At 41.4% G+C, this 12876-nt stretch carries 9 protein-coding genes and 1 tRNA gene; 9 read left to right on the top strand and 1 reads right to left on the bottom strand.

Annotated elements, in window-relative coordinates; translation table 11 throughout:
* Positions 1–183: 183 nt before the first annotated feature.
* Positions 184–1827: an APC family permease gene (locus HXT36_RS04170; RefSeq protein WP_421779238.1), complete on the top strand. Its 1644-nt coding sequence runs from the start codon at positions 184–186 to the stop codon at positions 1825–1827.
* A gap of 155 nt (positions 1828–1982) precedes the next feature.
* Positions 1983–2303, top strand: coding sequence for a ferredoxin (gene fdxA / locus HXT36_RS04165; RefSeq protein ID WP_004131685.1), 321 nt, complete (start codon positions 1983–1985; stop codon positions 2301–2303).
* On the opposite strand, the gene dinB is transcribed toward fdxA, so the two are convergent.
* Positions 2300–3631, bottom strand: a complete 1332-nt coding sequence (dinB, locus tag HXT36_RS04160; protein ID WP_016839556.1) for a DNA polymerase IV — start codon at positions 3629–3631, stop codon at positions 2300–2302. The two genes, fdxA and dinB, sit on opposite strands and share 4 nt — an antisense overlap.
* A 113-nt stretch (positions 3632–3744) precedes the next feature.
* On the opposite strand from dinB, the gene HXT36_RS04155 reads away from it, so the two are divergent.
* The 7 genes from HXT36_RS04155 to malQ all read left to right on the top strand — a co-directional run bounded on the left by HXT36_RS04155 (position 3745) and on the right by malQ (position 12836).
* Complete coding sequence (locus HXT36_RS04155; RefSeq protein WP_421778620.1) at positions 3745–4683, top strand: EamA family transporter; 939 nt, start codon at positions 3745–3747, stop codon at positions 4681–4683.
* A 119-nt stretch (positions 4684–4802) separates the two neighbouring features.
* Positions 4803–4889: transfer RNA gene (locus tag HXT36_RS04150), tRNA-Ser, on the top strand.
* A 358-nt stretch (positions 4890–5247) separates the two neighbouring features.
* On the top strand, positions 5248–8442 hold the full coding sequence (locus HXT36_RS04145; protein WP_421778619.1) for a peptidase: 3195 nt from the start codon (positions 5248–5250) through the stop codon (positions 8440–8442).
* Positions 8443–8666: 224 nt separating this feature from the next.
* On the top strand, positions 8667–8960 hold the full coding sequence (locus HXT36_RS04140) for a metal-sensitive transcriptional regulator (protein ID WP_004131689.1): 294 nt from the start codon (positions 8667–8669) through the stop codon (positions 8958–8960).
* A gap of 159 nt (positions 8961–9119) precedes the next feature.
* Entirely contained in the window at positions 9120–9761 is a 642-nt protein-coding gene (locus HXT36_RS04135) for an IMPACT family protein (protein WP_080649944.1), read from the top strand.
* A gap of 112 nt (positions 9762–9873) precedes the next feature.
* Positions 9874–10566 carry an AbrB family transcriptional regulator gene (locus HXT36_RS04130; protein WP_116285519.1) on the top strand — a complete coding sequence of 231 codons (693 nt, stop codon included), beginning with the start codon at positions 9874–9876 and terminating at the stop codon, positions 10564–10566.
* 101 nt (positions 10567–10667) lie between these two features.
* On the top strand, positions 10668–12836 hold the full coding sequence (malQ, locus tag HXT36_RS04125; protein ID WP_421779237.1) for a 4-alpha-glucanotransferase: 2169 nt from the start codon (positions 10668–10670) through the stop codon (positions 12834–12836).
* Positions 12837–12876: the final 40 nt, after the last annotated feature.

The raw sequence follows: 12876 nt of genomic DNA, 5'->3' as shown, positions 1-12876 counted from the left end.
TTAACATAATAAATTGCGATTTGTGTTGTGATTTTCCGCTAGACAAAGTACTATGCTCTTTTAATATCGTAAAAATTATTGTTTAATAGCACTTAATGTGTGTTGAACCGTATTTTTTGCGATTTATAACATATAACCCCTTATATGGAATGTTTTAGACGTAGTTTTAGAGAAGGTTGGATTATGCAAATATGGAGAAAAAAGTCTGTTGAGCAGACTATTGCAGAAACAATGGATGGTGATCGCCATCTTAAGCGCACGCTAAATGCTTGGGATCTTGCGGTTATGGGCGTAGCGGTTGCTGTTGGCGCTGGAATCTTCTCTGTTGGCGCTCAAGCAGCTGCATTCCATGCGGGACCTGCGGTGATTATTAGCTTTATTATTGCTGGAATCGTTTGCGGAACGGCTGCAATGTGCTACGCTGAGTTCGCTTCGATGATTCCTGTTGCAGGATCTGCATACACCTTTACGTACACAACAGTCGGCGAGCTTATTGCTTGGATTATTGGCTGGGATATGATTCTGGAAATGCTTATGGCAGGATCTGTTATAGCCAAATATTGGGGCGTTTATCTTAACGATTTAATGCATTTGTTTGGTCTTAACGTATCTACTTCGGTAAATATTGGCGGTTTTACTTTTGATCTTGCTCCAGTAGTTATTGTTGCGTTCTTTACGATTATGCTTGTTGTTGGAACAAAGCTTTCTGCGCGTTTTGACGGCGCTTTAACAATCTTGAAGATTGGCATTGTTCTGTTTGTTGTTGTTGTTGGATTCTTCTACATTAAGGCTTCTAACTTCACTCCATTTGTTCCACCTGCAACAGACGTTGCTAGCGTTAAGGGAATTCACGTTTCTGGCACTATGAGCCAGCCGCTTTGGCAGTGGGTTACTGGCATGCAGCCAGCTGTTTACGGCGTTACGGGTATTCTTTCTGGCGCGGCTCTTGTGTTCTTTGCATTTATTGGATTTGACGTTGTTGCAACTACGGCAGAAGAAACTAAAGACCCACACAAGAACATTCCTAAGGGCATTGGTCTTGGTCTTTTGATTGTGACTGTTCTTTACATTCTTGTTGCTGTTGTTACAACTGGTATGGTCTCTTACAAGGATTTGGCTAAGCAAGAGGCTCCTTCGCTTTCTACGAGCTTTGAGCTTGTAGGCGCAACTTGGGCTGCTAAGATTATTTCTCTTGGCATTGTAATCGGCTTAACAACTGTTGTTATGGTTCTTCTTTTGGGCCTTACACGTATTGTGTTTGCTGTTAGCCGAGATGGTTTGCTTCCACGTAGCTTCTCTAAGGTTAGCAAGCGCGGAATCCCTGCACGTATTCAGATTGTTTCTGGCGTTGTTGTTGCAATAATCGCTTCTACGTTAGATATTGGAATTCTTTCCGATATGGTGAATATTGGTACGCTTTCTGCGTTCTTGCTTGTTTCTGCAGGCGTTCCTATTATGCGTATGCGTAGGCCTGATTTGCATCGATCCTTTATGGTTCCATGGAATCCAGTTCTACCAATTTTCGCCGCGCTTTCTACGTTCTGGCTTATGCTAAACCTTTCTGTGCTTACATGGATTCGTTTTGCAATCTGGCTTGCAATCGGTTTTACTGTGTACTTTGGCTATTCTTACCGCAATTCTTTGCTTGGAAGGCAACTTCGTAAAGCTAAGAAGCTTGGTGTTCCAGTAGAAACCTTGTTTGCGCAAGATGCTGCTGCTGCAGAAAAAGTTGCGGAAGGCGAGTCGGAAGATCAAGCGCGAGCTGAAGCTGCTCAAGAGGTAGCTCAAGAGGCGACTGTTGGGTCTGCTCAAGAGGATGCTCAATAGGCTTTTGCTTTTAGACGTTGATTTTTTGAGACGTTGATTTAATTGCGTTGAGTCGGTATGCGATTACGTATGCCGACTCAACGCGTTTTGCACTCGTAATGTGAACTATAATAGAAGAGTTAGTTTATTTTTGAGTGTGAAAGGGGGCGTTTGTTATGCCTTACGTTATTGCAGAACCGTGCGTTGACGTTAAAGATAAAGCGTGTGTTGACGAGTGCCCTGTTGATTGCATTTACGAAGGCGATCGCACGCTTTACATAAACCCTAACGAATGCGTTGATTGCGGTGCGTGCGAGCCTGCATGCCCAGTAGAGGCCATTTTTTACGAAGACGATGTTCCAGAAGAGTGGGAATGGTATAAAGACGCTGCTGTTGAATACTTTAACAAGCTTGGCGATTTAGGTGGCGCGCAAGAAGCTGGCCCATCTGGTTGGGATGAGGATCGCGTAGCTGCTCTTCCTAAAAAAGATGCTTAAATGCCCATTTGAGCAGCATTCTTACCATACTTTTTTCTTACTGCATCTAATACGTGTTCTGCGTGACTTATTCTTGCATGCGTATTTTTTATTGCGTTTTGCGCAATTTCTGTTGAATTTTTACGCATACCACTTATGGTGTTTTCTCTTTCGTTCTCTTCTAATATGTCGCTAATTGTAGGCTGAACAATTGCTTTGCTTTTATCTACAAGATTGCTTACGCTAACGCCAGCAAGCCTGACGGAGCTTAGTAAACAAATATGACTTCCGCCTAATTTATGGTCATGAACTGTTGGATTTACCGATTCTAGTAAATCGCAAGCATGCTTATAAATCTCTGGAGCGCAATCGGTTACGTTTCTTAATGTTTTGCATCTTGTTGCATAGTGCAAATCACTGAATCGCAATTTTAACGTTACTGTTTTTGCCATTGTGTTGCGATTGCGTAATTCTTGCGCCACTTCGTTGCAGCAGTGCCTGATCAGGTTTTTCACTGCTGCAATATCTGTGGTGTCTTTATCAAGAGTGCTTTCTGTTCCAATGGATTTCTCTGGAACGTGGGGCATTACTTGCCGTGTATCAATTCCGCGCGAAGTGTTATAAAGCATTCGCGCAAGAACTTTAGACCCAGCAACTCGTTCCAGAGTCTTCTCATCTACACTTCTAAGCATCTCAATGCTGTTTATTCCCCACGTAGCTAGTTTTTTAGCAAGCGCGGGTCCTATTCCTGGTATTGCTCGTAATGGCATTATCGAAACAAAGTCGGCATTGCGATTTTGGGGGATAATCAGCATTCCGTTTGGCTTTGCGTTCGTTGACGCCATTTTTGCGATCAGCTTATTTGATGCAATCCCCACAGAGCAAGTGATGTGAAACTTGCGCGCGACTTCGCTTCTTATCCACTCACCTATGGCGATGGGCGTTTTCCAGCGTAATAACGCTGAGCTAACGTCCACGTAACACTCGTCTACAGAAACCTGTTCAACTTTATCTGTGATCTTTGAAAAGACCTCCTTAAAAATCCTAGATGAAATGGAAACGTAATATGGCATATCTACCGGCAAGAAAATGCCATTAGGGCACAATCTTCGTGCTTGCGCTGTAGGCATAGCGGAATTCACGCCATACTTACGTGCTTCGTAGCTGGCTGCCGAAACTACGGAGCGCGAGCCTGTACCAATAATCACAGGTTTGCCAAGTAACCTAGGATTACGCGCCGCCTCGAGTGATGCATAAAATGCATCCATATCGATATGAAGTATTGTGCAGCCAGACGCATTGCGCCCCCAATCGCGTTTAGCTGCATTAACTCGCGGTGCTGTGCTCATGAATTTATAGTAGAACAAACGTTCGATTTTGTACAATAGCGTGTCGCAATAAGTTTACGAAAAATCAGTGTAAAAATATGCAAATATAACTACTGCCGTGTAGGGTATGCTTTATGAAACAAATCATAGTAAACGCGCTAAATCGCATGCCTGTTTTGCTAATCGTTGTTGTAGAAGCTGCAACGGTCTATCTAGCAACGTCTATAGCAAAGGTCGCGTTTAGCCAGCTCGATCCGCTTTATTCTGTGTGGTATCGCGTTGGGTTTATGTCTTTGTTTTTGCTTGCATGGAGAAGACCTTTTTCGCGTAAAAAGCGCGCTCGCAACTCTCTTCCTAAAACGTTAAAAGAATGGTTAATTGTTGTTGCAGTAGGTATTTCTGTTGTTCTTATGAACACAATGTTTTATTTAGCTATTAGTTGTATGGCTGTTGGAGTGGCTGTAACTATTGAGTTTGTAGGGCCGCTAATGGTTGCTGTTATAACGGGTAAAACATGGCGTGAGCGCATGGGAATTGTTATTGCATCTTGCGGAATTGTGCTTCTTGCAAGCGCGTCTATGCGTTCTAACGAAAGTCCGCATTTTCTTGTTGGATTAGTGGCAATTCTTATTGGCGGATCAATGTGGGGAATGTACATTGTATCTGGGCGCATGCTTGCAAGAGGTTCTAATGCAATTGACCGAGTTAGTATAGCTATTTTAATTGGTTGGCTTTTGCAATCGAGCGTTCTTGGTGTTCCTGCAATTTTGCATGTTGCGCATCCTAAATCTAGTGCAACTTGGGCTGCTCAGCCTTACGGATCTTTGAAACTTCTTGGATTAATGGTTGTTATTGCAACTTGTGCGTCTTTTATTCCAACGCTTTTAGACCAGGTTTTGCTAAAGCGTGTGTCTTCTGCACGATATTCAGTTATGCAAGCGCTTTACCCTGCAATTGCTGCAATTGTTGGAATGGGTTTTGGTGAAATGCCAACGTTGATTGACGTTTGTGGAATGGCTCTAGTTATGTTGGCTGTTGTGATTACATTTTCGGGAGACCATAATCCAGCATAAATATTGCTGTTTGGCTATTAAATCCACTTTTGCGCTTTTGGTGTGTCGCTTAAGCATTGTGCACGTCCTCAAGAGGTGATATAGTCTGAATCTGTTGCTATCTTGAATAGTTACAAAGTGGAGTCATGCCTGAGTGGCCGATAGGGGCACCCTGCTAAGGTGTTAGTCGCGTAAGCGGCTCGAGAGTTCGAATCTCTCTGACTCCGCGGTTTTAGCTCTAAATCGTTGAAAATCAGCGGTTTAGAGCTTTTTGTTTTGATTTTGCAAATAGCACCATGGTTGCTATTTTTGGCCTATAGACGATATAACCCCTATTTTTCTGATTGCAACATATTCCTATAAACGCGAGTCGCCAGCAACCACCACTACTGTGTATGATTGTGCACAATTGTGTATAACAATGTGGATAACTGCCCTCTAAAATAGCCTTTAACCACATTGAAAGTTTTTTATTTACAGATTGAAATTCCTAAATCATAGTTAGAGCATGAGCGAATTTTTCGTTCATCGTGGCTAGCAAAAACGTTTGTCACGTTAGAGAAAACAACGTTTTAAGGAGTTGATATGGGAAAACATGGATGTAAAGGGATTTCAATCTTTTTACGCAATAAGCGCACGCGAATGTTCTCTTTAATGACAGCGTTGCTGGCGACTATTGCAATTGTTGTTGGGAATGGCGCAATAAATGCTGCTTCTGCAGATATTTTTGGTCAATACTATACGTATAGTGATGCCTGTTCAAAAGTGAGTCCGAGCAAAAAAATTGTAAAAAAAGATGAAGATGGTAATTACGTATTTTGCATTAATACTGGATCAACTGTAAAAGCTGATTCCGATTGGAGAGATATTCCGCTTGATGTTAACAATATTAATGAAATCACAGCAAGAATAGCTAAGTTTGCTATTGAAAATGATTTTACATCCCGAATGGAGGCTGCAGCATATTTAATTCATGAACATTATGATGAAGATAAACGCGGGTGGGAAGAAGCAAAGCGTAGGGGATTTGATACTGCGTTCAACTTAAAGGAAGAAGCCGAAAAACTGTGGAATGAAGTAACCCAAAAAACGCCTAACAGTATGGGATTCAAAATACTTGACCCTTATGCTACCTACTATTCTAAGCACGGTAGAGTAGTTATTGATGCGAATGGTATTGATCTAAACAAGGTTCCCTCTGGCTATGAAAATATAAATTTTAAAGTTACTGCAGTAGGCGATAAGTTGCGTTTTATAAAAGATAAGAAGCAGGTTAAAGAGGTTAAAGATTACATTGGATCTTATAGTACGTTGTATGGAATTGATTGGGTTGCAACAGGAGAAGGCGAAGAAGAAATTAAAGGTGAATACTACATTCCATATTTGCAAAGAAAAGATATAGGGAATGGAGCAGCTTTAATACGAGTAGCAAAAGATGAAAAAGTCAGAGAATTTACAAATGTATTAACAGAGAGAGCACACAGAAAGTTCCAGCCTTCGATTTCTTCTAAGTCGACTGTAAAAGAGTTGAAAGTAGGCGATTCTGTAGAAGATACTGTTACTTCGTCGCTAAAGAATCCTACTGAAGATGAGTGGGTAAGTGGTAAAGACGTTCGTGCTCGTGGATACTACTTTGTTGGTTCTTATAACGATATTATGAAAAAACGCGAAAATAAAAAAGACAAAGTAGAAGAGTATATAAAGGAACTACGAGAAGATAAGAATATTCGTCAAGTTGCTGCAGCCGATGTTTATTTTTCGGGAGAAAATCAAGAGGTTAAGGCGGTTGCGCACGAAGCAAAAGGTGACTTATCTAAAGATGAACTTGCTAGCGCAAAAGTTTATAAAGTGAACAAAGACGATGCAGGATTATTTGGAACGTGGGTTTGGTTTATTGATCCCGGAAATCAAAAAGACGACGTTCGAGAGTTTATTCCAGGAAAGTTTGTTGAAGAATTTGGAAACGTAAATTCAACAGTTTCGCATAAGGCAAAAATATCGATTGAACATGTTAAGAATCTAAAAAACAAAGATACAAATGACGTTTCGGATGCGATAGTTGTTAGTGGTGTTCCAAAAGACTACGGAAAATTTGATGGAAATACCGATTATGGGTTTAGTAAAGATGCAAAGATGAATATTCGTCTTTGGTGGGTTGGAAACAAAGATGGTTCAATGAGCAATGAAAATATGGTAAAGCTTGTTTCCAGCTCTGTAGAAGAGCCTAAAGAAGACGAAAATCATAAGAAAATAGATTCATGGGATGTTCCATTGCGTAATGGAACTTACACTCTTGGGAACGGCAAGATAATTCTTACTCATAACGAGTCTAATGGCAAAGAATCTGGCAAAGAAGCTGGCAAAGATAGCGATAGTGAAGATAACAAGGGCAGTGAAGATAACAAAGAGAACAGAAGTGCTGAGAATAAAAAAGAAAAGTTTGAAAAAGTTGGAGATATGATCGATCTTTTAGACGGCAATACGGCTAAAAGTGGAATGTATGTTTTTGTTTATGAATTCCCAGGTTCTTCTAGAGCGCAAGAGTTTAAGACGTCGTTTAATAACGAAGATAGTAGAAGCTTCTTTGATAGAAATAAGCCTGTTACTGTGACTGTTAATAAGGCGGAGAATGCTGGTGCGAAGGGTGAGCCTGGAAAGAGTGAGCCTGGTAAGGGTGAGCCTGGAAAGCAGCAGCCTGGTGGTTCTAGTGAAAAGCCTGGTAAGCAAGATCCTGGTAAGCAGGATAATCCTGGAGGTTCTAGTGAAAAGCCTGGTAAGCAAGATCCAGGTAAGAGCGAGCCTGTTGGTAGTGGAAATGTTACGGGTAGTGAAGTTGATCCAAAGACGTCTCCTAGTGGTGGCGTTGTAGATAATATTATTTCAAAGCAGAATCCTCAGAGTCCTCAGAATCAGCAAGGTTCTGGTGTGCAAGCTGGCAATAATAATCAGTCTGGTAGCACACAGGGTTCTGGGAAAAACGAGCCTGGTAAGCAGAATCCTGGAAAGAGTGAGCCTGGTGTGCAAAAGCCTGGTGGTTCTAGCGAAAAGCCTGGTAATCAGAAGCAGCCTGGGACTGGTGAGTCTGGTAAGCAGGATAATCCTGGCGGTTCTAGCGAAAAGCCTGGCGGCACACAAGGTTCTAGTGCGCAGAATGAAGTTGCTGGCACACAGTCTGGCAGCACGCAAGTTGGCAACAATGCGCAATCTGGTGTAAACGCTGGAGCGAATAATAATACGCTCGGTGCGCAAGTAGATGCTGGAACCAATAATACAGTTCATCAAAATGCAGATGCGACTGCTAAGAGTAATGCTAAGAGTAATGCTAATAACGATAAAATTAATGAAAAAAACAATAAAAAAGATAATCAAAGTAATGTTAATGCGGATTCTCAGCATAAATCTGAGCATGTCGAAGGCAAGGAAGATAGCAAGGAAGGTAAATATACAGCTACTAAATCAGGTACTATTCAGAGAGGTGATTCTAAGAAGGTTGATACTCATCAAAGCGCTACTCAGCCGGGAGATTCTAAACAGGGAGATTCTCAGTATGGAGATAATCAACAAGTAAGCGACTCTAATGTAGAGCAGAACTCGCAGCCAAATAATCAATATGTAAGTGGAACAAAAAATTCAAAACGACGCCATGCTCGTCTAGGTGCTAATGTTGGGCATCTAGTAACAACTGGCGTAAAAGTTGAAACAACATTAATGTTCTCTCTGGCTATATTGCTTATTGCAGGATCTGTGATTTTGGCAAAACGTGTAAGCTACATTGCATAAAATCTCTCATAAAATATTTGATTCATATGTGCATAAATTTGTAAAACATGTATGTTGAGATATATTAATAAAGTATTAAAACAGATAAAAATAGTTGCGTTGTATAATATGCATAATTTATTCTATAAACATAGCTTTTTGGCGCTTATAGTTTTGCGTACTATACAACGCACAATTATTATGTAAATGGTATATAAAAGCACTGTTTTCAAATGAGGTTTTTTATGAGTGACTACAACATAGATAAAGAAAAGATGTTGGTTCGCTTGCATAGAGTATGTGGGCAAGTTCACGCTGTTGAAAATATGGTTGAAAAAGGGGAAGACTACAACAACATTCTTATGCAACTTTCTGCATCTACGGCAGCTCTTAGGGCAGTTGCGCTTATAGTTGCTCATCAAGAAATATCAAAGGCCTTAGAAGAAGCGCAAGACGCTGGAAATAAAAAGGTTACAGATAAGAAAGTTGCAGAGCTTGTAGACGTTGTAGATCACTTAATGCGCTACGATAAGTCGTGATTTGTGATTTGCGATTTGTGATTTGCGATTTGTAATTCTAGCGGTTGCATATAATCTTTTGTAGCTTTAAGACTGTTTGAATTGAAAACGATTTGAATATTGAATATCGAATGTCGAATGTCGAATGTCGAATAATATTGAATATCGAATATGAAGAATATGCAAAATATGCGAACCGTAACTGATTTATGTGAGAATCCTGCGCACTTTGCTTTTGTGGAAAAGAAGTCAGAATTTATTTCGGATGCTTGCCACATTTCTAGTGCTGAAGAAGCGCTTGAGTTTGTAGAGTCAATTAGGATGATTCACCCCAAAGCAAGGCATGTTGCGTACGCTGCGATTTACGCAGATAAAAATGGCAGATTGTGCGAGCGTATGAGCGATGACGGCGAGCCATCTGGCACTGCAGGTAAGCCGATTTTAGATGTTATTCGGTCTTCTAATGTTGTAGACACAGTTGTAACAGTTACGCGCTATTTTGGTGGGATTTTGCTTGGCTCTGGTGGTTTAATAAGAGCGTATTCTGCTTCGGCTGCAGGTGCTATAAAGTCTAGTAAAATAGCGGATATTGTAGAGTGCAATTGTTTTTCTTGCAAAGTTGAGTACTCGCATTTAAGAATGTTTAAGCATTTATTGTTAAAAAATAATGCGGAAATTATAAGCGAAGAATACGGCGTTTCTATTGAATTAACAGTGAGTTTGCCGCGTGAAGAATCAGATAGATTCCTTGAAGCAGTAAAAAATACATTTTCTGGAGTAATAATTCCAGATTTTTGTGGTGTTTGCACTAGAATTTGCTGATTTTTATTTTTAGTGATTCTTGTTTGATACTTGTTTGATTCTTGGTTTTAAGATTTGTGTTGCAAAGCTGATAGATTATATAAGTGATTAAGCAAAGGTTGGTGAGTCGTTTATGAATGATACGCAAAAGCTTAATGGCGTTGAGCAAAACGATGATTTAGGCAATGGTGCAAGCCGCGATTTATCTATTGAATCTAATGATTCTAGCAATTCATATGAGCCGTTAACCGCGGTGTATGAGCATTTAAGGCATTCCAGTGATTCTAAAGAATTGCATGAATTTGCTGTAAAAGAGTTGCCAGATAGGTCTGATCAGGCAGGATTTTCTAGAGCGACTGCACTCTTGGAAGCAGTAGCAGGCAATTCAAACACTCCAGAAGAAGATCGCATTCACTTGGCAACAGTAATGCCATTCCCGAATATCTTGGTTAAGCTTTCTCAAGACGAATCAAGTAATGTTCGCTTAGCTGTTGCAAAGAACGAAAATGCTAAGAATTGGCTAGTTGGAAGGCTTACTAAAGATTCTTGTGCAGAAGTTAGAGATGCCGCTTTGTGCAATCCGCGAACATCTTGGAAAATGCGATTAGAAGGTGCGCAAACAAATGGTGTTAGCACAAAAACGTTGGATTACTTGGCTTCTCTTGGTGCAAGCGAAGAAAGTGACGATTCTCCTGTGCTCTCTGCAATGGTAAGAAGAGCAGTGGCTCTTAATCCTGGTGTGTCGCAGCCAACTTTGATTGCTTTGTCTAAAGATAAGGACTCGGACGTCTCGCTTGCTGCGTCAAAAGTCTTAAATAAGTCTTAAATAAGTCTTAAATATAAAAATAAGTCTTGAGTATAAAAGTAAAATGAATAATAATTGCATACGTTTGCATTAAAACCCCACAAATAGACTCGATGGAAAATATGAACACTAAAAATGAAGAAACAGTGCAGCCAACAAGTCCGTTAATACATTTGGCTGAACTAATGGGCGTTCGCTCCAAATTTGTTGGATCGGATGGCGTAGAGCACAAAATAGCAGATAGCGTGCTTGTAAAAGTATTGCAATCACTATGCGTAGAGGCTCAAAACAATAAGCAAATCGAAGAAGCAACTCAAAAAATTCTTAATGAGCGTCACACTCGCTTAGTTGCTCCAACAGTTTTGCACACAGTTGGTAAAGAAAGCGAAGTAAGTATAAATACTGGGATTTTGGAGTATCCTACAGCAACTCTTATTTTGGAAGATGGCAGTGAATATAAGGGTGATTTGCAGATTTTGCCTTCTAAAAATGACGTTGCAATTCCAGTAGACGGCAAGTTTGTAGCAACTTCTTTGCTTAAGATTCCTGCAGACGTTCCAATGGGCTACCACACTTTGCGTGTTAGTGTTGAGAACCGCGTAGAAGAGGCCACTCTTATTAGTGCGCCAGAAAGCATTGATACTATTGAGAAACTAGAAAAAGATGGCAAGCAAATTTGGGGTTGGATGGCTCAGCTTTATTCAATCCGCTCCTCCAAGTCTTGGGGAGTTGGCGATTACGCAGATTTGGCGGATTTGCTTGTTAAAGCTAAAGAAAAGTCGGGAGCGGACTTTGTTCTTGTAAATCCGCTTCACGCTGGAGAGCCAGTTGCTCCGTTAACGCCTTCGCCATATTTGCCTGTTGCTAGGTCTATGGTAAACGTTACGTATATTCGCCCAGAAAGCATTCCAGAATATAATCTTCTTAGTGAGCAAGATCGCAAAAGTGTTGACGATTTGCACAATCAAGTAGAGCCGCTTAATAATGATGCGCAAATTATTGATCGCGACGCAATGTGGCGCGTAAAAATGCACGCTTTGTGGATTATTTTTAAGTCGGGCATGTCAGATAAGCGCGCGCAAAAGTTTGAAGCGTTTAAGAAAGATATGGGAGACACGCTTGAATCCTACGCAACTTGGTGCCTTTGCTACGACAAGTGGGGCGCGCCTAATGGCGATGACTGCTGGGAGAAGCATCTTACTAAAGATTCCGATGAGATTAGCGCTTTAGCAAAGCAATTCCCAGATACGTTAGAGTTTTATCGCTGGCTTGAGTGGGTTGCGTTCGGCCAGTTGCACGATGCGCAAATGGCAGCTAAAAAAGCAGGAATGCGCATTGGAATTATGTCGGATATGGCTGTTGGCGTGCATCCTGCAGGATCGGAAGTTTGGTGGAATCCAGAGCGATTCGCCAATGGTGCTTGCGTTGGTGCGCCTCCTGATTACTTCAATCAGCAAGGTCAAAACTGGTCTCAGCCTCCGCTTAATCCATTTGAGCTTGAGCGCACAGGCTTTAAGACCTACAGAGATATGGTTCATGGCATGTTTGCTTCTGCAGGAGCTGTGCGAATCGACCATATTCTTGGACTTTTCCGACTTTGGTGGATTCCAGAAGGATCTACTCCAGGAGACGGAGCTTATGTTTACTACGATGCAAACGTTATGCTTGGCATTCTTGCGATTGAAGCCACGCGCGCAAATGGCGTTGTAGTTGGAGAAGACCTTGGCGTTGTGCCAGCTGAAGCTCTAGAAGTTTTGGCTAAGAATAAGGTTCTTGGATGCACGGTTGAGTGGTTTGAACAGAGAGATGGCGCGTTTCGCGAGCCTAAGAAGTGGCGCGAAATGACGCTTGCATCTGTAAATACTCACGATATGCCACCTGCTGCAGGGTACTTAAACTACGAGCACGTTAATATTCGTGAGCGTTTGAATCTTCTTACTGGATCTGTAGAAGAGTTCCGCGCAGACGCTGTTAAAGAGCATAATGCAATGCTTAAGATGCTTGTTTCTGGCGGATTCTTAAGCGAAAGTGCGTTAGAAGACGAGTCGCAGCATGAGCAAGAGATTGTTGAAGCGTTGTATAAAGCGCTTAAGGCTGCGCCTTCTAAGTTGCTTGCTGCGTCGATTGTTGACGCCACTGGCGAGCATCGCGCGCAAAATCAGCCTGGAACTAACGACGAATATCCAAATTGGCGTATTCCTTTGGCAGATGCTGATTGCAATCCTGTTCTTTTGGACGATTTATTCGACTTGCCTAGAGTTAAGTCTTTAGCGCAAATCATGAATAAGTAAAGATGAATAAATAGAGGTAGATGCGTTATTAATTGCGGGC

The organism is Gardnerella sp. DNF01144 (genome assembly GCF_049244245.1).
Classification (GTDB): Bacteria; Actinomycetota; Actinomycetes; order Actinomycetales; family Bifidobacteriaceae; genus Bifidobacterium; species Bifidobacterium piotii.
Note: the sequence above shows the minus strand (reverse complement) of the source record. Positions and strands in the feature narration are given on the sequence as shown.